Raw genomic sequence first — 26910 nt, 5'->3', positions numbered from 1 at the left:
GTTAGTCCACCACCCGTTGAGGACCTCTCAGGAGGACGCTGTGCCAGCCGGGGGCGAGCTGAAGCGTCTCGCGACGGACCCGGCCCTCGGAGTCACGCCAGCTCAGCTCGACCCTGAGCACGCTCCCGGGCGTGAGCGGGCCAAGCCCGAAGTGCAGATCGGAGCTTCGCTTCCCCGAGTGGCCGTTGCCGCCGTCGACCTGGCCTCTCAGCGTGCGCCCGTCGGGCAGCTCGACGAGGGCGGCGGCCCCGAGCGCGGGACGCCCGGAGATGTCGACGCCCGGATGGCCGGGCCGGGATCGGGTCGGCCCGTCCCGGCTCCGGTCCACCGGCAACAGGAGGTGCAGTCCCAGGAACGCACCGGCGGGCGAGCCCTCGTTGACGTAGAGCGACGAGGGGGCCCATTGATTCGCGACCGCGAATTCGAGCCTGCCGTCGCCGTCGATGTCGGCGACGGCAATCCCCCGGCTCACGCCCGGCTCCTCCAGCCCCAGGCTCGAGGCGATGTCCCGGTAGCGCCCCCCGCCGTCACGAACGGCGAAGAGATTGCGAGGATGGCCGCAGAGGTCGTCGCCGGGCTGGAACCTAGGCCAGTTCCGAGGATCTTGCAGGAACACGTCGTTGCCCATCGCCAGCTCCTGCAGCTCGGGCCAGCGATCGACCGTCCCTCGGACGAAGCCGAGGGCCTGAATCACCTCAGGGCCCCCGTCGTTGTCGAAATCGGCGAGCTTCGCGTCCCAGCCCCACGAGCTGCGCGACAGGCCGAGCCGCTCGCTCTCGTCATGGAACGGGGCGACGCCCTCTCCCATCCGCCCCAGCTCGCCGGTGCCCAGGAAGGCGAAATGGCTCTCCTCCAGCGCATAGTCGGCGGCGATGTTGCTCACGAAGATGTCAAGGATCCCGTCGCCGTTCAGGTCGCCGAAGTCGACACCCATTCCCTTGAAGGAGTCACGGCCAAGGACCTTGGAGCTGGGCGTTGCGAGCGTCCTCCGTCCCTCCAGGAGGGAGAAGCGGAACTCGCCGGGCCGGGACCGATTGTGCAGCAGCCGGTCGGGGCCGAAGTCGTTGGCAAGGTAGATCTCGGGCAGGAGGTCGCCGTCGAGATCCGCCGCTCCGACGGCCAGCGTCCAGCCGTACCCCCCAAGGTCGTCGAGCGCCCCTTCGACGTCCGCGAATCGGACCGTCGGCTCAGGCCCCCCCACGGCGTCAACCCAGCGGAGCAGGTGCTTGCGCCCGCCGTTGTCGGCGCGGGACATCGAATGCTGCATCTCCTCCACGCCCCCCGCCCGGGCGTCCAGGACATGGGCATCGTCGGGGAAGTAGTTGCCGACGATCAGGTCGGCATGGCCGTCGCCATCCAGATCGGCCAGCGTGGCGGAATTGGTGAACCATCGGCCTCCCTCCGGCGCGATCTCCCGTGCCACGTAGCCTGTCCTGGCGAGCCGCCCGGCCTGTCCCCCCTCGTGCTTCCGCAAGAATGCGACGGGCGGACGCCCCCAGTAGTAGACCAGGATGTCCATCAGGCCGTCCTCATTGAGATCACCGGGCAGGCAGCCCATGGGGGCCATCGTGGCCGGGTCGTGGCGCAAAGGCTCTGGACCCAGGACGAAAGGCTCGAACCGCCCGCCAGTGCCAGGGGCCGGCCCGATCACGACCCGGTCGGCCCGCGTGTCCACGTAGGCGACATCGTTGGGCAGGCCGTCGCCGTCCAGGTCATTGAGCGCGACCGATGCGCCGACCGAGGAGATCCACGACTCGATCCGCTTCAGGCTGGGATGGACCGGGCGGACGATCCGCGAGAGATCGCCCGGAGGTTCGGGGAGAGGTCGGCGGACGAACCGGAACCGCCCCGCGAGGCGCGATAGCTCGGTGCCCGACGACTCGGGCTGCCGCGCCAGGCCGTACAGGGGGAGGATGATCGCCAGGGCGGTCAGGCGTGCCGCATGGCCGCGGAGGATGCTTCCCAGCGTCGTCATCGTCGCGCCGTCTCCTTGCCGCCCAGTTGGGCCCGGATGCGCCGCCTCCATGCCTCGTATGCGGGGACCTGGCCGTCCGCCGGCAGGTCGGCCAGGGCATCATCCGTGAGCCGGGCGGCCTCGCCGGCCGGCAGGTCGCAGAGCAGCCGGCAGGCCAGCTCCGTCCGGGGCGCGGGATTGCCGGCCCGCTCGCGCGCCTTGGCCGCGAAGGCCGCGCCCTGCGCCAGATTCGCACCATGGGTCCCGGCCTTCGACTTCAGGCGTGAGATCGTCGCGTCGGCCACCCCTCCGGCGTAGGCGCACGCCAGCCCGATGCCGCTCCACAGGTCGGCCTGCCGCTCTTGCGGGAACAGGCCAATCGACGCCGAGATCCGGGCGGCATCGGCCCCATCGACGAACCAGAGGCTCCGGCCCAGCCCCTGGTCGAAGGCCCTTCTCGCGTAACCGGAGAGGTGGGCCGGGACCTGCTGGAGATCGACGTGCTCCCGCCATCGGAAGTAACCCTGATGGAACCCGTAGCCGTCCACCACCAGCCATCGCAAGAGGGGATCGAATCGCGACAGGGCGCGGCCGACCCGTCGGCGGAGCCGCGCCAGGGCCCAACCCGCCCCGACGTGGATCATGTAGGCGTGGGCGGCGCCGGGGCCGGCGAGGAACGCCGCCAGGCGGTCGCGCCTCCAGGGGGTCAGGTGATCGAGGAGGCAGAGTCCCATCGCCGCGCCCTCGTAGGCGAAGCCCCGATCCTCCGCATCGACCTCATCGAGCCGGCCGGCCAGGAGTTCGAGACGATCCCCCTCGAGCGCCGCGTGATAGCCGCGGAGGAAGCGGCGGCCGACACCCTGGAGATGCTCCTCGATCCGCTTGTCGCCGCCTCGAAAACCGCGGCGGGCGAACGAGGTCTCCTCGGGATCGATGCCGAAGACACGCTTGCGGAGCCATCTCACGATGAACCTCACACGCCGGCTGGATTGCACCACCTCTCGACGGGCCGCCCGGGGGAACTCGGCCGCGGCCGGCCCCTCCGGCCGTCCCTTCGTCCTCGATATCAGGGCCGCTGCCGCGATCGGAGGATCACCAGCCCGACGACCAGCGCCGTGGTGCCCATCACCAGGGAACCGGGCTCGGGGACCGACGCAACCGTGACCTCGTGCTTGGCGCCGCTGGGATGCTGCTCCACGAAGGGCGTCACGGGCCAGAAGTCGGTGGCGTTGTCCGTTCCGTTCAGGAAATGGTTGATCCCGTCGATCAGGATGGCGCCAGGCGGAGGAGTGCGCGTCCAGTCGGCGCCGGAGTTCGTCAGTGTGAGCTCATCCGAGAAGACGATGGGGCCGTCGAGGGAGCCCTTTCGGATGTCAAAGAAGACGTCGAAGAACGACGTGAACGTCCCCCCCTCAAGGCTGGTAAACGTGATGTCCATCGAGCCGAGCGAAGCCGGCCCGCCACGCGCCGACTGCAGGGTGACGAAGTAATTATCGAGGCCAAGTCCGCCGAAATCGACCGGCGCCGCGGTCATGAGCTGGAGCGCCAGCAGTTCCAGGCGCGTCGTCCCCGTGTCGCCGATCGCCGCCACGGTCACCTCGCTGAGGCGATGGACGATCGTGTCGGCATCGCCGACCCCGACGGCGCCGGTGCCGAAGTCGTAGGTCCCAAGCGGCACGCCGACGAGATCGCCGAGCCCAGGGAAGGTCGTCCCCTCAGTCGACGTGAACAGGTCATACCCGGGGTTGACCGTCAGGCTCCCCGCCGCCCGACTCTCCACCGACAGGGCACACGCCATGACTCCGGCGCCGATGCCCCAGAACGCCAATCGTCGCAAAACTCGCCATGACATCGCTCACCTCCTGAATCGAAGCTACGAGGATTCGGCCGACACCCACTACACACTCAGGTTCTTATATCACTAATCCTCGATCTGTATCCCGAGTCGTTCGCCGCGATGTTGCAGATGCCCGGCGGGGGCGCACCCCTGCATTCCGACGTTTCGTCGGTTGCTCGGAGAACGTCCGCCATGGCGTTGACGACAGGGCTCCCCCAACGAGCCCGATGCCGAAATGGGAGCCGCCACGACGCCTCGTGCCTGACGTTAGCTGAAGAAACGCGACGGAGACGGCACACTTCGCAGCAGCGGGCGCGAGGCGCTCGACCTCGCCGATGAGTGGGTGGGCCACTCGCGAAACGAGTCGGGGAGAGGGGATGGCACTCCGGCCATCAACCACGTCATTGCATCGTTAACGATCAGCCCGGTGGACACGACCAAAGAGGACCAGCAACCTTGAACACAATCACCGGGCGCCCACCTAAACAAGCATGTGGCACTCTGAATGTCAAGCGTCTTTCTTGGATTCAAATCCGTCGATTCCGCAGACTCGTTGTAAAAAAACAACATCGAATTGATTCGAGCCGGCGCAAGGATTCGACTTGATCCAGACCGATCGAATCGGGCCGTCCGCCGACTCCTCGACGCACTGGTCGGGACCCCGTCGACGGGTCGTTTCGGGCCCCTTCGTGGCAGCCTTGACCCCGTCGTGCGCCGTCGTCGAGGCCCTCCCGATGGTCGACCTGGCGACGAAGATCCTGCTCGACGACAAGACCCGGTTCCTGACGACCGTCTCGGGCGTCGCGTTCGCGGTCATGCTGGTCATCGTCCAGGTGGGGATCTTCCTGGGCATGCTGGAGAGCGCCTCGATCACGATCGAGCGGCTGGATGCGGACCTGTGGGTAACCGCGAGGAACACACCGAACATCGACTTCGCCAACACCTTCCCCGAGCTCTACGTCCATCGCGTCCGATCGGTGCCGGGTGTCGGGCGGGCCGACAACCTGATCGTCTGGTTCGTGACGGTGGCCCTGCCCAGCGGGGCCAAGGAGGCGGTGATCGTATACGGCCTCGAGGATTTCCGGCGATGGCGATTCCCGTGGAACGTCGTCTCGGGCGACCCGGCCGACCTCCGCCGGGGCCGCTACGTGTTCGTCGACGAATCGGCGGCGCGGCGATTCGGGCCGTTCGCCGTGGGAGACCATCGCGAATTCCTGGGGCTCCGCCTCAAGATCATCGGGCTGACCCGCGAGGCCCGCTCCTTCACCACCAACCCGATCGCATTCCTCGACTACCGCGTGGCACAGGCCCTGGCTCCCCTGGACCTGCGGCGGCGGACCACGTACATCCTGGTGAAGCTGGCCCCGGGCGCCGACGTCGAGGCGGTCCGCGCGGAGATCCGCCGGAGGCTGCCGTACAACGACGTGCGGACCGGCCGGGAGTGGGCCGCGCGGTCCCGAGATTACTGGGTACAGAACACGGGGCTCGGCCTGAGCATGTACATGACCGTCTTCCTCGGGTGCCTGGTCGGCGTGGTCGTGGTGGCCCAGACCTCGTATACGGCGACGATCGAGCACTTCAAGGAGTTCGCGATCGTCAAGGCGATCGGGGGCCGAAACGCCGACATCTACCGCGTCATCGCCCGCCAGGCGACGACCTCCGCCGTCGTCGGCTTCCTCGTGGGGGTCACGTTGGCCCATGCCATCCGGCCGCTGCTCGCCGCCCTGGCCCTGAGGCTGGTCATCCCGCCGATGCTCATCGGGGATGTCCTCGTCGGGGCCATCGTCCTGTGCCTGGCGGCCTCGTTGATCTCGTTCCGCAAGATCGCCGGGCTCGACCCGGCCGTCGTCTTCCGCACCTGATCGAGGGTCCCAACATGGCCGTCCTCGAGGCACATCTGGTGACCAAGAGCTTCGTCGAGGGGAGGGAACAGGTCCCCGTCCTGAGGGGAATCTCCCTCGAGCTCGAGCGCGGTGAGGTGGCCATCCTCGAGGGGCCCTCCGGGTCGGGGAAGACCACCCTGCTGTTCATCCTGGGCTGCCTGCTGACCCCGACATCCGGCCGGGTGGTCGTCGAGGGCGAGCAGGTCGATCCGCGGCGGCCGGCCAGGCTCCCGGGATTGCGGCAGCGATCGATCGGCTTCGTGTTCCAGCAATTCAACCTCTTCTCCGCGTTGACCGCCATGGAGAACGTCGAATACGCGCTCAACATCAAGGGGATCACGGGTTCCTCGGCACGCCGAGAAGCGGGGCGGCTGCTCGAGGCCGTGGAGATGTCGGATCGGCGCCGGGCGAGGCCGCGTGACCTCTCGGGCGGGCAGAAGCAACGCGTGGCGATCGCGCGAGCCCTGGCGGGGGAAGCGGCGATCATCCTGGCCGACGAACCGACCGCGAACATCGATCCGAGACTGGCCGGTCGGGTGCTCGAGTTGTTCCAACGCCTGGCGAAGGACGAGGACCGCGCGATCCTGATCGTCTCGCACGACCCGAAGGCGCGTGTCGTTGCGGATCGCGTCATGCAGATCCAGGACGGTTGCCTTATTGAGTAGGTGATCCGAACATGTCCACGAAGATCCTCTGGCCGGTCGTGGGACTTGCGCTGACCTTCCTCGCGATCTGGCAGGCCGTCCACGCCGGCTGGCTACCTGCGACGTTCCCGCCGGCGGAACCGAAGGACCGCCAAGTCGCCGCCGCCGGCCCGGATCCCGAGAGGCTCCGGCCCGAGGCCGTCCTCGCGGAAGGGCGACTCGTCACCTACCCCGATGCCGAGGTCGTCGTCGCCACGGAACTCCCCGGAATGATCATCGGCCTCCCGGTGCGGGAGAAGTCGATCGTCCGAAAGGGCGACCTGATTGCGGAGCTCAGTTCCACGGAGCTGGCCGCCGCATGCGCGGAGGCCGCCGCGCGGATCGACGAGGCCGAGGCCGAAATCCGATTCTACCGGCGGGAGGTCCGGCGCACCCTGGGACTCGTCACCCGGCACGCCGCCAGCGAGCTCGAGCTCGAGACGAATCAGAGGGGCCTCGACACGGCGTACGCGCGGCGACGGGCGGCGATGGCCTCGAGAAGCCGCCATGAGGCTCTTCTCGCCAAGACTCACATCACGTCGCCCATCGACGGGACCGTGATCGCGCGGTCGGCCCACCCTGGCGAGGCCGTGGGCGCGAGCGCCCGAATTGCCGTCATCGCCGACCTGGGGCGCGTCCGCGTCGAGGCCGAGGTCGATGAGGTGGACATCGGTGGCATCGCCCTGGGTTCCGAAGCCAGGGTCACCGCGGAGGGATTCCCGGGATGCGAATGGTGCGGGAGAGTCGAGGAGATCCCCGATGCGGTCGTCGGACGGCAGCTCCGGCCCGAGGACCCATCCCGCCCCGTCGACACCCGCGTCCTTCTCGTCAAGATCGCCCTGCTCGAAGCGACGCCCCTCAAGCTCGGCCAGCGGCTCGAGATCGAGATCTTCCGGAGCCGCAGCCCATCTCCGAGGTGACGCGGCCGTGTCGCCCCGTCACGGCCGAGCCGTCGACCCGCGCCGCGCGCGATCCCCGGCGGCGTCCGACGCGTGGATCTCCCGAATCCCGTGGACGAGGACTAGCATATTCTTGCGGATCGCGATCCGTCGTGATTCCATGGCATTCTGCAATTCGATCAACGCGCGTGCGAATGCCGCTGAGCCGTGTCTCAACCAGATCGGATCCCTTTCGAAGAAATGGACCGGTGGGCCATGTTGAACGCCTTCGATCGGAGCGTCAGGATTGTGTTGCGCGGAGGCCTGATCGCGACCTCGTGGGCCGCGATGCTGCTCGCAGCCACATCGGCCCGGGCCGGCGAGGATCGCGGCCTCGGCGTCGAATTCACAGACTGCGTCGAGAGCATCGGAGTCGGACTGGTGTCGACGGACGAGATGAGGGCGCTCATCCCGAGCGCGTTCATCCCCGTCGGCGAGGGAGGGCCCGTCACACCAATCGTCGTGCGGACCGCGCGTTGTGGCGGCATCGCGGTGAACGGGGGGCGTCTCCGGGCCGGCACGATCGTCCAGATCGGTGCCGTGATCGTCCCACCGGATTCGACCGGCGACATCAACAATTACACGCTCTGGTATTACACATCCAACCTGGAGCTGGCGATCCACCTCGCGGCGAGAGGGATACCCGCGCAGTACGTGCCGTCGCTCGATTTCTGTTACGCCCCGGCGGGGCCCGGCCTCCCCGCCTCGCTCCGGGTCGTCGTCCCCCGGCCGGCGTGGCCTCCTCTGCAGATCGAGGGCCTCGTGACCGCGTCCGACGGCCCGGCCAGCTCGTTCCTGGCCAACTGGTGGGTGAAGGCGGGCCGGCGCGTGGTGAAGATGGGGACTTCGGTCCCGGAGATCCACATCGGCGCGGCCGACCTCCTGCTCGAGACGTGGCACCGGGGGCCTCTCGGCCGCCTCATCGGTGGCGACACCCTGGGCTTCCCGGCCCTCCAGCAATTCAACACGTTCGCCCACGCCCGGATGGGCGTGACCTTCTCCTCACCTTGAGGCTGCCTCATCGGACGCGGTGACGATCGGGCCGGCGCGCCAGAGCTTCACCTCGCCGTCGTGGGAGCACGAGGCGAGCGAGGACTGGTCGGGCGCGAACGCGACCCCGTTGATCTGGGCCTTGTGCCCTTTCAGGACGAGGATCTCCTGGCCGGTGAGGGCGTCCCAGATCCGGATGACGCCGGACGTGCCATGGGTGGCGATGGACCGCCCATCGGCCGCGTAGGCGAGCCCGATCAGGCGGTCGCTCGGCCCCCGGATCGTCAGCCGGACGTCCAGGGTCTCCGCGTCGCGGATCGTCACGGTGCCCTCGCCGTCGGCGACCGCGACGGACCGGCCGTCGGGCGCGAAGGAGACCGCGGCCAGGTCATCGACGCCCCGCGCGGATCGCCGCAGCCGGCCGGACGCGACGTCCCACTGGCGGACGATCCGGTCATTGCCGACGGAGGCGAGGAATCGGCCATCCGGGGAGAAGGAGACGGATCGGACGGGACGGGTGTGGCCCTCGATCTCGCGGACGCAGTCGCCGGAGTCGAGCCGCCAGATCCGGATCTTCCAGTCCTCGCCCGGCTTGCCCAGCAGCCCGCCCGCCGCGGCGACCGTCTCGCCGTCCGGCGAGAGCGCCAGCGTCCGCACGCATTGCGGGTGCCCTCCCATCGAGCGCAGCAACCGCCCCGTCTCGACGTCCCAGACCCGCAGGTTCATCCCGGGTCCGAGATGGCCGGAGACCAGGCGCCGGCCGTCGGCGGAGAAGGCGAGGGCGCTCACCATCCACATGCCCCCCTTCCAGCCGCGGACGGGTCGGTTGGCTTGCAGGTCCCAGAGCCGGATGGTCCGGGATTCGTCGGTGTCGTCGCTGCCGGACGCCAGGAGCCGACCGTCGGGCGAGTACGCGACCGCCCACGCCTCATCCCGGTGCCCGTCGGGCTGGGGCGGCTCCGGCGCGGGGTCGAAGTGCCAGATCCGCGGTGACCGCCGGCCGACGACGACCAGGGACCGGCCATCCGGCCGGAAGGCACGCTCCTCGATGCCCTGGCCGGAGCTCGGCAGGACGCCGAGCCGGCGGCCCGACCGGACGTCCCACAGGAGAGTCGGCAGGACGCCGCCGGGACTCCCCCTGGAGGTGGTCGCCAGCAGCAGCCCGTCGGGCGAGAAATCGAAGCAGACCCGGTCGCGGCGACGATCCAGGTCGTCGGGGGCGAACGCCAGGATCCGGCCCGACCGCCGATCCCAGAGGCGGCACGTCCCCCCTTCGTCCACGGCGAGGAGGGATTCTCCGGTGGGGTCGAAGCCCAGCGACCGGATGCCTTCCCCCGCCGCGACGGTCGCGGAGCCGCCCTCTCCGTCCAGCTCCCGCACGCGGACGCCTTTCCCCGCCGTCGTCTCGGCCAGCCGCCGCCCGTCGCGCGTGAGGGCCAGCGGGGAACGGTCGTCCGCCCCCTCGCCCAGCTCCCGGACCACGGCCCCGGTCCAGGCGGAGCGGAGCCGCAGGAGCTTCCCCTCCCGGGTGGCGAAGTGGGGGCCATCCTCGGCGAACGCGACCGTGTCGACGTCGTCGAGGGTGACGACCGCCCGGGACTGCCTCGGGGATGCATCGAGCGTCCAGATCCGGATCGAGAGGTGCCCCGAGCCGAGCAGCACGACGTGAGCCGCGAGGCGGCCGCCCTGCAGGCACTGGGTCCATTCGGTTCCCGTGACCGGATCGTCGGCGGGCGTCGCCGCGGACTCGAGCCGCCCGAGGAAGGCGCCGGTGCGCGCGTCCCATGTCCCCAGCTCATGCGCGACCGGGCCCGGGAACGGGCATCGCATCGCGACCAGGCGGCCGTCGGCCGTGAAGGCGGGGGCCCCGAGGTTCAACCGCTCGTCCTCGATGACGGCCAGGGCGCGTTCCGAGGGGAGGTCCCAGAGGACGATGCAATGATCGCCATGGCCGCTCGCGGCCGTTCGGCCGTCGCCGGTCACGGCCAGGTTGTGCTCGTAGAGGGGCCGCTCCGGGAGGCGGACGATCTCGCGCCTCGCCTGCTTGCGGAGGTATCGCCACGCGAACTCGCGGCCGACGCCGGGTCCGGATTCCGGCCCGATGGCGTCGAGCAGGTCCTGGGCCGCCTCGAAGTCGCGGCCGTCGAGGGCCTGCTGCGTCAGCCGGAGCTGGGCCGCCAGGTAGTGGCGGTCGGACAGGCTCCGATGGCGATTGGCGTCGTCGATCGCGGCCCGGAGCTGCTGGTTGTGCTCCCTCAGCAGGCGGGTGTACTCGAGGCCGGCCAGGCCGACGCCCGATCCCAGCAGGGCCAGGCCGATCGTCGCGGCCGTGGCCGGTCCGCGGTTCCGGCGGACCCACTTCGCGGCCTGCTCCGCGGCGCCGGGGCGGCGCGCCCGGATCGGCCGGCCGTCGAGGAACCGGCCGCAGTCGGCGGCCAGGTCGGCGGCCGTGCGGTATCGGTCCTCGGGCTCCCGGGCCATGGCCTTCAGGACGATCGTCTCGAGGTCGCGGGGGATCGTCGGGTCGATGCTCCGCGGCGTCCGGAATTCGCCCCGGGCGATCCTGCCGAGGATCTCGATGCGGTCGTCCCCCTCGAAGGCCGGCCGCAGGGTCAGCAGCTCGTAGAGCGTCGCGCCCAGCGAATAGATGTCGCCCCGCGCGTCCGGCGGGATCCGCCGGCCGGTGGCGAGCTCCGGGGTCATGTACCGCGGCGTGCCGATGGCCTCGCCGGTTATCGTGAGGTCCAGGCCGCCGCGGATCCGCGCCAGGCCGAAGTCGGTGATCCAGAGCTTCTCGGCGCCGTCGATGAGCAGGTTCGAGGGCTTGACGTCGCGGTGGAGGACCTCGTTCTCGTGGGCGTGGGCCAGGGCCTCCGCCGCCTGCCTCGCCAGCCGGGCCACCTCGCGAGCGAAGGCTTGCCCCCGCGCGGAGAGGCGCGTCGTCCCGGGCTCGCCCCCCTTCAGCCCGCGGATGACCTCCGCCAGGTTCCGGCCCTCGATGTACCGCATCGCGTAGAACGGGATCCCCTCCGCCGTCCCGGTGGCGAAGACGGGCACGATGTGGGGGTGGTCCAGGCTGGCCGCGGCCCTCGATTCATTGCGGAATCTCTGGAGCTGCGTCTCGCCGATGCGCCCGGCGACCTGCAGGACCTTGAGCGCGACCCGACGGCCGAGCGGCTCCTGCACGGCCTCGTAGACGATCCCCATCCCCCCGCGGCTGACCTCGCGGATCAGCCGGAACTCGCCCAGGCGGAACCGATCCGCGGGGACCACCGCCGGCGGGTCGGGCAGCTCGCAGATCATCCTCAGGGCCGGCAGCAGCTCGCGGACGATCGCGGCGTGCCCGGGGTAGTCCTCGGGGCGGACGTCCTCGCCGCGCCGGAGCCGATCGCCGATCTCGAGCGTGATCTCCGCCCGCTCGGCATCGGCCGGCCCGGTGAAGTCCTCCCGATCGGTCACCTCGTCCCCCCCGAGTCCTCCGCCGGCAACGCCTCTTTCAGCTTCTGAACGGCCCGGAAATAGCGCATCTTGGCGCAGCTCACCGTGATCTCCAGGATGTCGGCGATCTCGACGATCCGCAGGTCCTCGAGGTGCCGCATGACGAGGATCTCCCGATCCGTCTCCGCCAGCCGCGCCAGGGCCTCGCGGACGCAGCGCCGCCGCTCCTCGCGCGCCAGGGCCTGGCCGGGCGTCGTGTCGGTGGCGACCAGCCGGTCCACCAGCATCCCGGCCGAGTCGCCGAGGTCCGCCAGCGGCTGCTCCCGCGCCGGGTCCCCCTTCTTGGCCTGGAGCTTGCGGCGAAGGTCCGCCAGCCTGTCGGCCGTCAGCCGGTGCAGCCACGGGTAGAACGGCATCGGCCGGTCCCGCTCGTAGTCCGCCAGCCTCCGCGCCGCCTCGATCATGGCCGCCTGGACCACGTCCGAGGCGTCCACCCGGCCCCTCGCCCTCGAATCCAGCCGAAGCGCCACCATCCGCGTGAGCCTCGCCCTGTGCCTCTCCAGCAGGCATCCCAGCGCGTCCCGATCCCCGGCCGCCGCCTCCTTCAGCAACCGCTCCGTCTCCGCGGCATCGTCGAGCGTCTTCGAGTCCATACAACAAGCCCGCCGAGAAGGAATCACGCAGCCGAAGCGACGAAGTCACACCAATTCTTGCAGAGCAAGATCCTGAAAGCCAATCCCGTTTTGGATGCGGGCCCGGATCACCGCGATCCCTCGCGCCGGATTCCGGCATCGATGTGACCCTTCCGCCCGCGTCGCTTGACTCCCCCCCGGACGGCCTGCGGCTCGGGGCAGCCCATCTCCCGGATCGGAAGGGGTCCCTGCGCGCCGGCCTCAGGGCGGTCCCAGCCCGCGTTCTTCGAGGAGCCGGGACCGCTCCGGGATGAATCAAAACGTCCTGGAGCGGGCTTCAAAAAGTCCGAGCAGGCCGTATCATGAAACTGTCGCGACGCCCATCCCCAACCGCGCGGCCGCCGATGAGGACCACTCTCGCCGCGGGCCGCGGGAGCCCTGCCCGGAGGAGTTCCAGGGCCATGAGCCTGCACGATCTCCCCGGCGGCCTCGATCGGATCCGGTCGCTCATGGTCGAGGAGTCGCCGGGGTGTCCTCCATGAGCATGCCGGATGAGGTCGACCCCCGTTCGGCGGACGGCGGCGAGGATCTGGAAGTCGTGGAGTGGGTCTCCGCGATCGCGGACCGCCTCCAGTCGGGGGAGCCGGTCGACCTGGAGGCGCTGGAGCGAGACCAGCCGCAACGGGCGGCGGCGCTGCGCCGGCTCCTCCCCGCGATGGAGATGATGGCCTCGCTGAGGGCGGATTCAGGCCGCGAGAGGGAGGACGGGCCTCGGACGCTCCGCGACCGGCCCGGCGGGCCGGAGGTGCTCGGCGACTTCCAGATCGTCGGCGAGCTCGGGCACGGCGGCATGGGCATCGTGTACGAGGCGCGCCAGCTCTCGCTCGGGGGCCGGCGGGTGGCCCTCAAGGTCCTCCCGGCCGCGATGGCCCTGGACCCCCGGCAGGTGAGGCGATTCCAGGTGGAAGTGCAGGCCTCGGCCTGCCTGGACCACGAGCACATCGTCCCGGTCTACACCGTCGGCCGCGAGCAGGGCATCCCCTACTTCGTGATGCGACTCATCGACGGTCGCAGCCTCGCCGAGATCCTCCGCGAGCTCCGCCGGATCAAGGGCCTGGACGCGCCCGACCGGGGGGCCGGCGACTCGATCGGCCCCGACGGGCCGGCGACGGCCTCGGCGGACGTGATCACGGTGGAGGCCTCGCCGCCGGCGTCCCCGGCCGGCGCGAGCCCCGACGCCGCGGCGGCCTCGACGGCCATCACCGGGTCGTCCGCCGACGACCGGGCCTACTTCCGCACGGCGGCCCGGCTCATGATCCAGGCGGCCCGCGCCCTCGATTACGCCCATCAGGAAGGCGTCATCCACCGCGACGTGAAGCCATCGAACCTCCTCATCGATCCCCGCGGGCACCTCTGGGTGTCGGACTTCGGCCTCGCCCGGCTGCGGGGGGGCAGCGACCTGACCCGCACCGACGACATCATCGGCACGCTCCGCTACATGAGCCCGGAGCAGAGCCAGAGCCGGCGGATCCCCATCGACCACCGGACCGACGTCTATTCCCTCGGCCTGACCCTCTACGAGATGCTGACCCTCGAGTATGCCTTCCCGGAGGAGGACCGCGCCCGGCTCCTGCGGCAGATCGCCGAGGCCGAGCCGCGGCCACCGCGTCGGATCAATCGCAGGATCCCTCGCGACCTGGAGACCGTCGTCCTGAAGGCGATCGCCAAGGATCCGGCGCGGCGGTACGCGTCGGCCGGCGAGCTCGCCGAGGACCTCGGGCGATTCCTGGACGGCCTCCCCGTCCTGGCCCGCCGCGCCGGGCCGCTCCGACGGGCGGCCGCCTGGGTGAAGGTCCATCGGACCGCGGCGACGGCCCTCGCGGCCGGCCTCGCGGCGGCGATACTCGTCGCGGCGGCCTGGGGGATCATCCGCCGCAAGGAGGCGGAATTCCTGGCCCGGCGCTTCGAGTCCGCGGGCATCGCGGACCTGGCCGGCCTGCTCCCCCGGATCGACGCCTCGGACCCGTCGACCGCCGCCTGGCTCGGCGACCTCTACCGGCGGACGGAGCCGGGGCCGAAGCTGAATGCTGCGCTCGCGCTGGCCCCGACGGACGAGGGCTGCCGGCGCCACGTCCTCGATCGGCTCCTGGACGCCGACCCGCCGTTGCTGGGCTCGCTCGCCCCGCTGGCCGTGAGCCGGCTCCCCACGACGCTCCTCGACCGCCTCGAGCAGGAGCTTCGGCCCGACGTCGATGGCGGGGTCGAGGCCCCGGTGAACGAGGCCGAAGCGCGCGATCGGCGGCGGGCCAACGCGGCCTGCGCCCTCCTCCTACTGGGCCGACCGGGATCGGCCTGGCCGGCGCTCCGGGCGTCGCCGGATCCCCAGGTCCGCTCCTTCCTCATCGCCACGATGGGGCCCGCCGGCGTGCCGCCCCGGATCCTCCTCGAGCACCTCCACGACCCCACCACCGGCGCCCCGGTCCGGATGGCCATCCTCCAGGCCCTCGGGGACATCCCCGACGCCGCGTGGCCGGCCGACGAGCGTGCCCGCTTCCTGGAGGGCCTCCTCGGGGTCTATCGCGACGACCCCGACGCGGGCGTCCACGGGTCGGCGAAATGGCTGCTCCTCCGGTGGGGCCGCGACGCCGATCTCGCGCGGATCGATCGCGATCTCGCCGGCGCGTCCCGGGGCGACTCGCGGTTCCGGTGGCGGATCAGCCGCCAGGGGCTCACCCTGGTCACCGTCTCCGACCCGACGCTCGATCGCGTCGTCGAAATCTCGGACTGCGAGGTCACCGTCGAGCTGTTCCTCCGCTTCCGCCGCGGCTTCGCGTATGCGGCAGAGTTCAGCGACGAGCCGACCTGCCCGATCAACTCGACCTCGGTCTACGAGGCGGAGGCTTTCTGCAACTGGCTGACCGACCGCGAGGGGATCGACCCGGGTCAGAGGTGCTATCGGGAGACCGGGAAGAAGGAGCCCGAGCGCCTGCCGGTCTCCGGCCATCTCCGGCTCGAAGGCTTCCGACTGCCCACCGCCAGGGAGTTCGACATCCTCTGCTCGGCCGGGACGCGGACGAAGCGCTATTACGGCGACAGCAACCTCCTGCTCGACCGCTACGCCCGGACCCTCAACAGCCAGGACGGCAAGTCGCGCCCGGTGGCGGGCAAGCTGCCGAACGACCTCGGCCTCTTCGACACCCTGGGCAACATGCTGGAATGGTGCGAGGCCGATCGACCGATCAACGACGACGGCGAGTACACCGCGGACGCGCGCGGCGGCTGGTTCGGCTCGAGCCCCGCCATCCTGATCGGCCGGGCCTCCGCCTTCCCCAACATCCTCCAGTCCAACAAGCAGCCGATCGACGGGTTCCGGGTCGTCCGGACGAAGTCCGCGCGATGACGAGGGGGAGTCGCCCGCGCGCCCTCATCCCGCTCCAGTTCCCCCGCGAGGAGGTCCGAACGATGACCGCACGCATGCCCATCGAGGTCACCAACTGGGTCATCCGCGAGGGGGCCTGGCAGAAGGCCGACCCGAAGGTCGACATCGCCCACTACACCAACGCCACGCTCTTCTCCTATCAAGGGCGCGTGATCGACGGCCGGGTGAAGGGACTGACGGATGAGGAATTCGACGCCCTCAGGGCGAAGTACCCCAACGACGTCATCGGGCTCGCCGACGGCTCGTTCGACCTCCCCTTCGTCCCGGTGGGGACGATCATCAACCTCGATCCCGAGCCGGCCCCGGCCCCGGCCCCGGCCGGGGCCACGCCGAAGCCGGCGGCCGGCCGGGCCCGGCGCAAGGCGAGCAGGTGAGTCGTCGCATCGGCCCTCCGACGGGGACCGCGGCGAGGCGCCCGGCGAGGCAGGGATGCCTCCTCGGCTCATCCTCCCCGGACCGCATCACACTCGCCGTCGATCCGCACCCGGACGCGATCGCCCACGGACGGGTGATGGTCGCGAGCGAGCACGCGCAGGACGATTCCCCCCGCGCGGACGACGGCGACCCGACGGACCTCGCGCCCTTCCGGCGGCCGCAGCTCGACCGACACGACCTCGGCCTCGATGCCGGCGTCGTCCGCGGCGAGCCGCGGCTGCGCGGGCCGCACGAGGAGCAGGGCGGGGCCCGGCCCGTCTCCGTGAGAGACCCGCACCTTCCCGAACGCCGTCTCGGCGTCGCCCCGGGGCGTGACCACGCCCGGGATCAACTGACCCAGGCCGAGCGCCCGGGCGACGGCCGCATGCCGGGGGCGGAGCAGGAGGGCCTCGAGCGGGCCGTCGGCGACGGGCCGGCCGTGATCGAGCACCATGACCCGGCGGGCCAGGTCGAACGCGTCCTCGCGGGCATGGGTCACCAGGACGAGCGTCGTCTCGGTCCCGTCAAGGAGGGACCGGAGCAGGTCGCGCATCGCGGCCCGCTTCTCGTCGTCGAGGCTCGCGAACGGCTCGTCCATGAGGAGCAGCCGCGGCTCCTGGGCCAGGGCCCTCGCCAGCGCGATCCGCTGCCGTTCGCCCCCCGAGAGCTCATCGAGCCGCGCTCCGGCGCGATGGCCGAGGCTCACGCGATCGAGCAGGCTCCTGGCCCGTTCGAGGCCGCCGCGGCCCCGCGCGGCGAACGCGACCTGATCGAGCGCGCGGAGGTTCGGGAAGAGCGCCAGCCCCTGGAAGACGAGCGCCACCCCGCGTCGCTCCGGCGCGATCAGGACGCGGCCCGCGCGCGACGCGGCCTGCCCCGCGATGGTGATGATCCCCTCGGTCGGCGGCTCGAGCCCCGCGATCAGCCGCAGGAGCGTGGTCTTGCCGCTCCCGGATCGGCCGAGCACCGCGAGCCGCTCGCCGCGTCCCAGCGAGAGGTCCACACCTTCGAGGACCTTCGCCTCGCCGAAGGAGCGGCCGAGGGCGTCGACCCGGAGGACTTCGTTCACGGCGTTCCTTTCGCGGAGGCCCCGAATCGAGGGCGCAGGACCATGCCGAGGGCGAGCAGGACCGGCGGCAGGGCGATCACGGCCAGCAGCAGGACCTGGCAGGCCGCGATCTCCGGATCCTGCCCACGCCTCATGAGGTTCACGACCGACGGCGCCAGCAGGGGCCTCCCGGGGGGCGCGATCAGGGCGGTCGAGCCGTACTCGGTCGCGGACAGGACATAGATCGCCAGCCAGGCGGCCACCAGGCCCGGCGCCGCGTTCGGGATCACCACCGCGAGGAGCCGCCCGACGGGACCTCGCCCCGCGAGCGCCGCCGCGTCCTCCAGCTCGCGCGGGACGCGCGCGAGCGCCCCCTGCGCCAGGAAGACGGCGATCGGCAGGAACCGCGCGAACCACGCCAGCAGGACGACGGCCGAGCTCGTGTAGATCGCGGCCCCGGCGCCCCGGTTCCAGAGGGCGATCAGCCCCAGCCCGACGATCGGGGCCGGCACCGCCACGCCGGCGCCGAGCACGCCCAGGGCGGCAGCCCAGCCGGCCCGAGTCGCGAGCCGGGCCAGCGCGGTCGCGAAGGCCGTCGCGAGCGTCGCCGCGATCGCCGCGAGCACGACGGTTCGAATCGCGTCGTCGTGCGCGAGATCCCACGCCCCGCCCAGGGAGTCGAGGAAGCCGGACGCGCGCAGGACCCTGTGCCGGCCCCCCGCGGCCGGCCGTGCGATCCGCGCCGTGACGGCGAGCCAGCCAAGCGACACGCAGGGCAGGACCAGGGCCGGGGTGATCGCCAGGCCCGTCATGATCCCGGCCGCGACCTGCGCCGTGCGGCCCGGCCGACGGCCGGCGAACCGGGGGACCTCGCCCTCCAGCCCCGCCAGGCTCGCGACCCGGCCGCGCATCAGCGCGAAGGAGCCGAGCCCCCCGGCCGCGACGACGATCGGCAGGAGCGGCAGGCAGAGGGCCGACGCCCCCGCCAGGTCGCCGACCTGAATCCTCTCGTAGACCGCATCGCCGACCGTCCGTACCCGCAGCAGTTGCGGGACCGCGAACTCGGTGAGCGTCAGCGCAAGGACCAGGAACGCCGCGCCCAGGGCAGGGGGGATCAGGACCGACGCCCCGATCGTGACGACACCCCGCCATCCCCGCGCCAGCCGCGCCGATTCGAAGGCCCGGTGATCGGTGCGACGGTACGCGCCCGCCACGGCCAGCGCGACGACCGGGAAGAGGCACCCTCCCATGACCAGGCCGACCGCCTGCCAGGAGTAGACGAATCCCGGGACCGTGAACCGCCCGGCCGCGATCGGGTCGGCCGATCGCGGGCCGAGGCCCAGGAGCAGGCCGACCGGCCGCGCGACCTTGCCCGCGGGCCCGAGGAGCACGATCGCCGCCTCGGCGACGAGATAGGGCGGCACCATGAGGGCCAGCAAGCCGAGCGTCCAGGCCACGCGCCGGGGACCGGCCCCCAGCCGCTCCACCAGCAGCGCGAAGGGCACCCCGAGCAGCAGGGCGACCAGCGCGGCGACGAGGGCGGAGCACGCCGACCCGCCGAGCGGCCCGGCGATGCCGGCGAACGCCGACGACGACGTCGGCCCCCACGGCCCGGCCCCGAACAGGGCCGCCAGCAGGGGCGAGAGGACGAGGAAGGCCGCCAGCAGGATGGCCGCGGCGGCCGGGAGTTTATGCGGCACTCTCATCGCCCCAGGAGGATTTCCTTGATGGCCTTCGTCGACTCCGGGTAGGCCCGGACCGCGCCGGCCCAGTCCACGTCCATGGCCCGGATCCCCGGCGGGATCCACGCCGGGCGGATGCCTCGGGCCACGCTCTCCGGCAGCATCCCGACGTTCTGTCCGGGCCCCGCGGCGAGGATCTCCTCCGTCCTCGCGGTCATGAGGAAGCGGAGGAATCGCTCCGCCTCCTTCGGGTGCGGACCGCCCGCCACCAGCGCCACGGTGCCGAAGCCCTGGAGGCAGCCGATCTCGCCCGGCCCCTGGTCCGGGAAGACGACGGCCACCGGCTTGCCGCCGTCGACCGCGACGTGGGCATCGATCGAGCTCGTGATCCCGAACCAGAGCTCGCCCGAGGCGACGCGCGTCGTCACGTCGGCCATGCCGGCACAGAGGGCGATGTCATTGGCCTCGAGGTCGCTCAGCCAGCGCCGGGCCTCGTCCGTGCCGAGCCTGTCGAAGAGCGCGGCGACGTGCGCCGCCATCCCGCCGAAGAGCGGATTGGCGATGCCCACATGCCCCCTGTACCGCGGATCCGCCAGCTCGCGATACGAATGCGGCCGCGACCTCGGCTCGAGGACATCGGTGTTGACGATCAGCACCCGATACGCCGCGGCGAAGCCGAGCCAGCGCCCCCGGGCATCGCGAGGCGCCGTGCCGTGGGCCTTGATCAGGTCGTCCGGGGCCGGCGCCAGGCAGCCTTCATCGGCGAGCATCGTGCCGAAGAACGCCCCCCCGCCCCAGAGCACGTCGCAGCGCGGGTTGGCCTTCTCCTGGCGGATCGCCTGGACCAGGCCGACCGCCTTCGCGGCCTCGGTGTCGAACTTCGCCTCGACGTGGATCCCGGCCTCTCGCTCGAACTCGTCGATCAGATCCTGGGCGATCTCGCGATCGGTCGCGCAGTAGAGGACGACCGTGGGCCGGGGGGTGCCCCCTCGTTCCCAGGAGCCCGAGCACCCGGCGAGGGAGAGGGCCACGGCCAGGGCGGCCCTCGCGCCCGCCACGATCGGAATCCGCCGGTTCATGGCGAGCCCTCCCCCTTCGGCAGCCTGGCCAGCCCATCCCTGGCCAGTCTGGCGTAGTCCGACTCCGGCGCCGCGGCGATGGCGGCCTGGAACTCCTGACGAGCCCGGGCCGTGCGGCCGGCCTTCGCGTCCTGCGTCGCCAGGACGAGCTCCCCTCCCGCCCGTGCCTCCGGGGCCTTCGCCCCCCACGCGATCAGGGATTCGGCCTCATGGCGGCCCTTCTCCGGCTCGCCGATCCAGAGATGGGCGCGGGCCAGGTCGACCCAGGCGCGAACGCGGAGGGCCGCGTCCGCCGCATCGGCATGGGCGACGGCGGCCAGGTGCGGGATCGCCTCGCGCAGGTTCTGTCGCCCCTGCAGGAACTCGGCGAGGGCGATCCGTGCCTTCAGGTCGGCGCCGTCCTTGGTCACCGGCGCCTCCAGCAGGGCGAGCCTGGCATCGAGGTCCCCGGCCCGCAGCCGGCCCTCGTCGATCCGCCGAAGGACCAGCTCCCTCGTGAGCGGCTTCTCGTCGCGGCTGACGACGACTCCCCCGGGAGAAAGGACGAGGAGCACGGGCGTCTCGAGGGCATGGAACCGCGCGGCCATCGCGCGGTTCCGCGAGGCGCGGAGGTCGAGCAGGACCGGGACGAGCCGATCCGCCTCGCTGCCGAGGTTCGAGGCGTCGAGCAGGCCCCGCGCCGCGTCATCGGCGTCGCTCTTGCTCGATTCCGCGATGAGCACGAGCAAGGGTCGCCTGAGCTCCCCCGCCCGGGCAATCTCGCCGTCGAGATCGGGGGTGGCCATGGGCGCCGTCGCGGGCCGCGGGGGCTCGGGTCGCGGACCACAGCCGGCGAGGAAGCACAGAATCGCGACGGAGGCGACCCCCGCTCGCAGACGCCAACAATTCCGCCCCGGCAGAGCCCTGCAGAGCGAAACCGCCTGGCGGCGTCCCGAGCTCTCTGGTCCCCTCCCCCCTGGTGGGGGAGGGTTAGGGAGAGGGGGAACGGGCAAGCCGTAGACTTCGAGGTGAGTCGTCTGAAGGGAGGCTGGCCGATGCGCGCGATGTCCTCTTGAATGTCGATCGCGGTCGCCCCCTCTCCCTCGTTGGGGGGAGGGGACCGGAGGGCGCGCCTCAAGGCGTAAGGTTAGCTTTCTGCCTCCACCACGGTCTCTTCGCATTTGTGGGTAGAGCAAAGCCCACGGTGGGGCGAGGGGACCAGAATCGGGATCCTTCATCGGACTGGCTCGATCTTGAAATCATCGAACGCCGTGACGCTATCCGCCTTGGTCCAGAGCCCGACCTTGCCGGGCTCGGGGAAGGTCGCGTCCTCCTTCTCGATCACGGTCTTGCCGTCGAAATCGACCCGGAGATGCGGCCCCTTCGCCTCGAAGCGGAGCGTGTGCCATTCGCCGGGGGTCACCTTGACCGGCACCTCCTCGATCTTGACGCGCTTGCCGTTTTCCGTCCTGAACAGGTTCACATTATCCTCGAGGGCATTGGCCCGGGCGATGTAGTAGTTCTCCGAGGCATATCGCAGGACGATTCCCCCCGCCTGGTCCACCTTGCCGGAGATCGCCTTGTACTTCACCTCGACGGCCACGTCGCGAAGGCTCTTCTCCTCGAGGATGCAGAGCGGGAACCGGTAGCTCGTGTCGTCCGCGCTCTCCTGGACGAGCGCCTTCCCGCCGCTCGGGGCCGACGGATCCTCGCGGACAAGCCATGAGACCGGGCCGCCGCCCCCCGTCAGCTCGGTCGCGAATCCCGGCGGGGGCTTGCCGACCTCGGCCGATTCGAAGTCGATCGTCATCGGCCCCGGGCTCCCCCCCTGGCCACCCTGCCCGGCGCATCCGGCGGCGAGCGCCGCGAGGAGGAGCAGAAACTCGGTCACATGAACCTTTATCTTGTTGATCATCGGTCGTCTTGGCTCCAAGTCCAGGATGCAGGCGGCCGTGCCGGGCATCCGCGATGCTCAGTACGAATCCGAGCTAACGACTTCGCCGCCGCGGATCGTCCCCAGGGCCCGCCAGACCGTGCCGTTGATGCTGCCCTTGATGAACTGGATCCGCCCGTCGCCGAAGAGCACGTTGACGCCGCCGGGATGATAGCTCCGCGACGTGATGGCCGCGTAGGTCGGCCCGCCGTCGTCCTCGTCGATCGAGGCGAGGTCCAGGTCCAGGCCCTGCGGCCCGATGACGCTCGTGTTCGGCGGCAGCGCCGTCGTGAAGCCGCCGTGATAGCTGTCCCCCTTGACCCACCGGGTGTGACCCTCGGCGATCATCTGGCACTGGCCGAACGTCGAAGGAGACGTGATGAACGCGAGCGACGAGGCCACGTCGGGGACGATCGAGGGGCTGCTCAGGTTCGGGAACGTCCCCCCGCTCCCCTCCGGGAAGCAGTGGCGCAACTGCGGCTGATAGGTCCTCACCTCGGCGGCGAAGACGGTCTGGCTGCTGCCGTCGGTGATGTCCGCGATCCGCCGGCTCCGGTTGGTGGCGAAGGCGCTTCGCGTGTCCGGCCCGTTCATGCCGCCGTAGACGTACCAATCGCCGACGCACCAGGCGTAGCTGTTCACGCCGTAGTAATAGCCCCGGAACAGGAGGCGCTGCGTGTTGGGCTCGCTCGGGCAGAGGAGCACGGCCACGGTCATGCCGCCGACCGTCGCCTCGGAAGGGGCGAGATACTTGAAGCTGAAGTTGATCGCGTTGAACATCGCCCCTTGCTCCATGAACGGCAGGAGCCTCGCGCTCGTCCCCCAATCGAAGGCCGTGGTCGGGATGTTGGTCCCGACGCCCGTCTGGATCGACTTCGGCGGGAAGGCCCCGCTCATGCTCTCGTAATTCATGAGCCCGAGGCCGAGCTGCTTGAGATTGTTCGTGCACTGGATGCGCCTGGCCGCCTCCCGCGCCGCCTGTACGGCCGGCAGCAGCAGGGCGATCAGCACGGCGATGATCGCGATCACCACCAGCAGCTCGATCAGCGTGAAACCCCGCCTTCGCGATCCGGATCGAAACATTATCCTTCCTCCATAGGAGAATCGGTTTCTCGGGCTGCGGGGCGAAGCCCGGTTCGTGAGCCTTCCCGAAGGTCGGGTCGACGGATCACCCGCCCGCGAACTCCCGAGCCAGGAAGGCGGCGGTCCGGTCCCAGGCCTTCACCGCGGCCTCGAAGTCCACCTCCATCGCGTGCACCGATTTCGGCGTCTCGACGCGGGCCGTGGCCCTGGTGGCCTTCAGGATCGGTATCTGGGCGCTCGGGCCGGCGGCCAGCGCCTCCTCGATCTCCGGGCTGAGCAGGTGGTCGGCCAGGGCCCGGGCCGCCTCCGGATGGGGCGCATTCCTGAGGATGGCCACCACGTTCGGGATGAACAGCGTCCCGAGCGCGTGGGGCTCGCGGTCGGGGTAGACGATCGCGACGGGGCTCCCCGCCTCGAGCTCGCCGATGGCGTCATCGGTGTCGGTCATGCCGAACGCAAGCGCGCCCGAGCCGACCGCCGTGGCGACCTGCTTGTTCCCGGAGAGGACCTGGACGCCGTTGGCCTTGAGGTCCAGGAAGTACCCCTCGGCCTTCTCCTGCCCCCACTTCGCGGCCAGGCAGGCGGCGTGCGTCGCGGTCGTGCCGAAGAGGGGCTTGGCGATCCCGACCTTCCCCTTCCACTTCGGGGCGGCCAGGTCGAGGATCCCCCTGGGTCGCTCGGCCTCGGCGACGAGCTTCGTGTTCACGAGCAGGATCCGCGCCCGCGCCGCGAAGCCGTACCAGGTCCCGTCCTTCGCCTTGAAGGCGTCCGGGATGTCGGCCGCGTGCGAGGGCTCGAACGGTGCGAGCAGCCCGCGATCCCGGAGCCGGAGCGTGTTGAGGATCTCGTTGTTCCAGAAGACGTCGCACCGCGGCCGGACCGACTCGGTGATGATCTGGTTGGTCAGCCCGACCGTCTTGGTGCTCTCGACGTCGAACTTGGGGAGCACCGTCACCCCGCTCTTGCCCGCATACGCGTTGAGCAGAGGCTCCGAGAACTCCCGGTCGAGCGCCGCGTACACGACGACCCTGTCGGCGGCCCGGCCGAATCCCGAGGCCCCGATCCAGGCCACAAGGACCATGGCCGTGCGCGACCTCCACGACATGCGCGTCATCTCCGTCCTCCTGGGTCGATGAAGTGCTCGGTCGCCCGAGTCTACGACGAATGTCGTTTACGAAACAAGCCCTTCATCCCGGAGAACCGGGAGCCCGTCCTCCCACCGATTCACTCTTCATGAGCGGCTCGGGCGGTGCGATGATGTGTCCTTCGGGCCTCCCAGGTTCGACCCGCCCCTTCGGAGCAAGCCCATGTCCTGGCTACCGCTGGTCCTGTCGTTGCTCGCCCAGGAGCCGGCCCCGCTCTCGGGGACGGCCGTCGATCGCGAGGGGCGGCCCGTCGTGGGCGTCGAGATCGTCCTGTCGCACGGGCCGGCGGACGACGGCACGGTGCCGGTCCTGAGCCGCGCCACGACCGACGCCCAGGGCCGATATGAAATCCTGCCGCCGGCCGCCGATCGTCGGCCCCAGCGGAGGCAAAGCTGGCACCTGTCGGCCTACCGGCCGGGGTCGGGCCTGGTGGTCTCGGTGACGCACCTGAAGGCGAAGGATGCGGACGGATACCGCCTCGCCTTGCTTCCGGCCGGGCGTCGCACCTTCACGGTCCGCGGCGACGACGGCCGGCCGATCGCGGGCGTCCGCCTGACGCCACTGACGGTCCTGCCGCGGCAGCCGAATTACTTCATCACGACGCTCCCCACGGAGATCATCCATCGGGTATCGGCGACGACCGGCGCCGATGGCCGGGCGGAGCTGACCTGCCTCGAGCCGACGACCGAGCTCTTTGCCGTGCTCGCCACGATCCCTGGCCTGGGAACGCACGCCCTGTCCCTGACCGAGGATCAGCGTCGTTCCGAGGCCGTCACGCTCGACCTGAGGGCTGGCGGTCAGGTCGCCGGCCGCGTCCTCCGCCCGGACGGACGGCCCGCGACCGGCGCGGAGGTCGTCGTCTGGTCGCGATCGCCGGGCCGAGCCGTGGAGATCATGTCGGTCCACTTCGAGGCCGGACCGATCCGGACCAGCGACGACGGCACCTTCCGCACGCCCCCGGTGCTGCTTGCCAACGTCAAGTATCGTGCCATCGTCCACGCGGAGGGCTTCCGCCCGGTCCTCACCGAATGGGTCACCGCCGCGGGAAAGCGGGACGGCACCGCCAGCCTGGCCGACGTCGTCCTGATGCCTCCGCGGAGCATCTCCGGACGGGTGGTCGATCGCCAGGGCAAGCCCGTCGCCGAGGCCGCGGTCATCGCCGGGGGCGGCGGGGTCTCCGCCGCGACCGACGATCGCGGCACCTTCCGACTCGACGGCCTCCCCGCCGGCCCCGCGCCCCTGGTCGTCCGCCGCGACGGCTACCGCATCGACGGCCGAATCGTGGAAGGTCCGGGCGGACCCATCGAGGTGACCCTGGCCCGATTCGACGAGCCGGCCACGGCGGCCATGACGACCTTGCCCGGCCCGATCCCGCTCGACGACCGCCGGCGGCTGGCCCGCCGCGTGCTCGCCCCGTTTCTGGCGAAGGTCCTGGCGAAGGGGAAGGACTCGGACAAGGCATGGGCCCTGCGATCGCTAATGACCTTCGACCCGGCCGCCGCCCTGGAGGCCATCGAGAAGACGCCCTTCGAGAAGACGGCCTATTACCAGAGCTTCTTGAGATACGCGCTCTCCCTGTCCATGGCACGCGACGATCCGGACGAGGCCGCGGCCGTCGCCGAGAGCATCCCGGAAGCCTACCGCAGGGCCCAGGCGCTGACCGCGATCGCGGTGACCTTGCCCAAGGAGCCGCGGGATCGGAAGCGCGCGATCGTCGACCGCGTGCTGGTCGCCGCCCGCGCCGAGCCCGAGCCGAGGCTCAAGGTCTGGCAGCTCGGCGAGGCCGCCGAGCTCTTGCTGGATCTGGGCGAGACGGACCAGGCCCGAGCCGTCTTCGCCGAGGGCCGGCCGATCGCCGAACGCCTCGGTCCGGATGCCGAGGAATTCATCGGCTACTTCGCGTCCCGCCTCGGCCGTGTGGATCTGCCCGCGGCCCTGGCGCTGCTCGGCGGCCCCGACAAGGCCAGGGATCACTGCCTGGCGATCGGCAACCTCGCCGCCCGGATCGCCGCGACCGACCCCGCCGAGGCGGAGCGGCTGATCGACCGGGTCCGCGACCTGCCGAGGAGTTCGGACGTGGTCCTCCGGACCTGCCAGAACATGGCGAGGGCGGACTTGCCCCGCGCCCGCAAGATCTCCGTGGAGCATGACAAGGGTTGGCGACGTGCCGAAGCGCTCCTCTTCACGGCCTACGGGCTCCCCCCGAGCCGCAAGGAATCCGCCCGCGACCTCGTCCGCGAGGCCCTGGCGGAGATCGATCGGCACGACGTCCTCGCGGCCTGGTCGAACCCGGCGGCCCTCATGCCCCTGGCGGAGTCGATCGACCCCACGCTCGTCCCCGAGATGTTCTGGCGGGCCGTGGCCGGCCTCGCCGACCCGGACGACCCGCGCGAGGACCACGGCCAGAACGATGTCCTCGGTCAGGCGATCCTGCTGGCCCGCTACGACCGCCGGGTCGCCGCCGCCCTCTACGAGCCGGCCGCCCGCGCCGGCGCAGCCAGGGGACCGGACTCCGGCCGGATGACGCCCAGCGAAATCACGCTCCTGGCCGAGATCGATCCGCTCCGTGCCGTCGCCGCCGTTGAGGCCATGCCCGAGCCACCCAACCCCGACACCAACGGCGCCAACTGGTCGCGGATCATCCTCTCGGCCCAGCTCGGCCGCACCGAGGCGGGATCCTGGAGCGATATCTGGTCCACCTTCTCGGGCCTGGTGGGAATCCTCAACCGGCGCGATGTCCTGTAACGAGGAGA

The 26910-nt window shown here is 71.0% G+C and carries 19 protein-coding genes; 7 read left to right on the top strand and 12 right to left on the bottom strand.

The window, feature by feature from the left end; translation table 11 throughout:
• Position 1: 1 nt before the first annotated feature.
• The 3 genes from G6O54_RS09825 to G6O54_RS09815 form a co-directional block, all read right to left on the bottom strand.
• The gene (locus G6O54_RS09825) at positions 2-1975 is read right to left on the bottom strand and encodes a CRTAC1 family protein (protein ID WP_165224018.1); all 1974 of its coding nucleotides are present in this window, start codon (positions 1973-1975) and stop codon (positions 2-4) included.
• Entirely contained in the window at positions 1972-2919 is a 948-nt protein-coding gene (locus tag G6O54_RS09820) for a DUF1702 family protein (protein WP_205678725.1), read from the bottom strand. The genes G6O54_RS09825 and G6O54_RS09820 overlap by 4 nt, the downstream gene beginning before the upstream one ends.
• A 101-nt stretch (positions 2920-3020) precedes the next feature.
• Complete coding sequence (locus tag G6O54_RS09815; RefSeq protein WP_165224015.1) at positions 3021-3806, bottom strand: hypothetical protein; 786 nt, start codon at positions 3804-3806, stop codon at positions 3021-3023.
• Between the two features lie 674 nt (positions 3807-4480).
• Between G6O54_RS09815 and G6O54_RS09810 the strand changes: the two genes are divergently transcribed.
• The 4 genes from G6O54_RS09810 (at position 4481) to G6O54_RS09795 (ending at position 8306) form a co-directional block, all read left to right on the top strand.
• Entirely contained in the window at positions 4481-5653 is a 1173-nt protein-coding gene (locus G6O54_RS09810) for an ABC transporter permease (RefSeq protein WP_165224012.1), read from the top strand.
• 14 nt (positions 5654-5667) lie between these two features.
• Entirely contained in the window at positions 5668-6339 is a 672-nt protein-coding gene (locus tag G6O54_RS09805) for an ABC transporter ATP-binding protein (protein WP_165224008.1), read from the top strand.
• 11 nt (positions 6340-6350) lie between these two features.
• Positions 6351-7277, top strand: a complete 927-nt coding sequence (locus G6O54_RS09800) for an efflux RND transporter periplasmic adaptor subunit (RefSeq protein ID WP_165224005.1) — start codon at positions 6351-6353, stop codon at positions 7275-7277.
• 399 nt (positions 7278-7676) lie between these two features.
• A complete protein-coding gene (locus G6O54_RS09795) occupies positions 7677-8306 on the top strand; it encodes a hypothetical protein (RefSeq protein WP_165224002.1) in 630 nt (209 codons plus the stop codon).
• Here G6O54_RS09795 and G6O54_RS09790 read toward each other — a convergent pair.
• Positions 8298-11744 (bottom strand): WD40 repeat domain-containing serine/threonine protein kinase, encoded by a 3447-nt coding sequence (locus tag G6O54_RS09790; protein ID WP_165223999.1) that lies wholly within the window; start codon positions 11742-11744, stop codon positions 8298-8300. The genes G6O54_RS09795 and G6O54_RS09790 overlap by 9 nt on opposite strands.
• The gene (locus G6O54_RS09785; protein WP_165223996.1) at positions 11741-12376 is read right to left on the bottom strand and encodes an RNA polymerase sigma factor; all 636 of its coding nucleotides are present in this window, start codon (positions 12374-12376) and stop codon (positions 11741-11743) included. The genes G6O54_RS09790 and G6O54_RS09785 overlap by 4 nt, the downstream gene beginning before the upstream one ends.
• Before the next feature lie 517 nt (positions 12377-12893).
• Here G6O54_RS09785 and G6O54_RS09780 point away from each other — a divergent pair.
• Together G6O54_RS09780 and G6O54_RS09775 are read left to right on the top strand one after the other, a co-directional pair.
• Positions 12894-15755 (top strand): bifunctional serine/threonine-protein kinase/formylglycine-generating enzyme family protein, encoded by a 2862-nt coding sequence (locus G6O54_RS09780; protein ID WP_165223993.1) that lies wholly within the window; start codon positions 12894-12896, stop codon positions 15753-15755.
• A gap of 62 nt (positions 15756-15817) precedes the next feature.
• Positions 15818-16168: a hypothetical protein gene (locus G6O54_RS09775; RefSeq protein ID WP_165223990.1), complete on the top strand. Its 351-nt coding sequence runs from the start codon at positions 15818-15820 to the stop codon at positions 16166-16168.
• Positions 16169-16236: 68 nt separating this feature from the next.
• Here the strand turns inward: G6O54_RS09775 and G6O54_RS09770 are convergent, their stop codons facing one another.
• The 7 genes from G6O54_RS09770 to G6O54_RS09740 all read right to left on the bottom strand — a co-directional run bounded on the left by G6O54_RS09770 (position 16237) and on the right by G6O54_RS09740 (position 24117).
• Positions 16237-17277 carry an ABC transporter ATP-binding protein gene (locus G6O54_RS09770; RefSeq protein WP_165223987.1) on the bottom strand — a complete coding sequence of 347 codons (1041 nt, stop codon included), beginning with the start codon at positions 17275-17277 and terminating at the stop codon, positions 16237-16239.
• Complete coding sequence (locus tag G6O54_RS09765) at positions 17274-18962, bottom strand: ABC transporter permease (protein WP_165223984.1); 1689 nt, start codon at positions 18960-18962, stop codon at positions 17274-17276. Before G6O54_RS09765 ends, G6O54_RS09770 begins: the two co-directional genes overlap by 4 nt.
• Entirely contained in the window at positions 18959-20017 is a 1059-nt protein-coding gene (locus G6O54_RS09760) for an extracellular solute-binding protein (protein ID WP_165223981.1), read from the bottom strand. Before G6O54_RS09760 ends, G6O54_RS09765 begins: the two co-directional genes overlap by 4 nt.
• The gene (locus G6O54_RS09755) at positions 20014-20802 is read right to left on the bottom strand and encodes a tetratricopeptide repeat protein (RefSeq protein ID WP_165223978.1); all 789 of its coding nucleotides are present in this window, start codon (positions 20800-20802) and stop codon (positions 20014-20016) included. Before G6O54_RS09755 ends, G6O54_RS09760 begins: the two co-directional genes overlap by 4 nt.
• A gap of 428 nt (positions 20803-21230) precedes the next feature.
• Positions 21231-21911, bottom strand: coding sequence for a 3-keto-alpha-glucoside-1,2-lyase-like domain-containing protein (locus G6O54_RS09750; protein WP_165223975.1), 681 nt, complete (start codon positions 21909-21911; stop codon positions 21231-21233).
• Positions 21912-21968: 57 nt separating this feature from the next.
• A complete protein-coding gene (locus tag G6O54_RS09745; RefSeq protein WP_165223972.1) occupies positions 21969-23012 on the bottom strand; it encodes a DUF1559 domain-containing protein in 1044 nt (347 codons plus the stop codon).
• 85 nt (positions 23013-23097) lie between these two features.
• Positions 23098-24117: an extracellular solute-binding protein gene (locus tag G6O54_RS09740; RefSeq protein ID WP_500809979.1), complete on the bottom strand. Its 1020-nt coding sequence runs from the start codon at positions 24115-24117 to the stop codon at positions 23098-23100.
• A 202-nt stretch (positions 24118-24319) separates the two neighbouring features.
• On the opposite strand from G6O54_RS09740, the gene G6O54_RS09735 reads away from it, so the two are divergent.
• Positions 24320-26902: a carboxypeptidase-like regulatory domain-containing protein gene (locus tag G6O54_RS09735; RefSeq protein ID WP_165223966.1), complete on the top strand. Its 2583-nt coding sequence runs from the start codon at positions 24320-24322 to the stop codon at positions 26900-26902.
• The last annotated feature ends 8 nt before the right edge of the window (positions 26903-26910 follow it).

Origin of the sequence: Aquisphaera insulae (assembly GCF_011064615.1) — a bacterium.
Taxonomy (GTDB): Bacteria; Planctomycetota; Planctomycetia; order Isosphaerales; family Isosphaeraceae; genus Aquisphaera; species Aquisphaera insulae.
The sequence above is the reverse complement of the archived record's forward strand: the minus strand, read 5'-3'. Positions and strand labels throughout refer to the sequence as shown.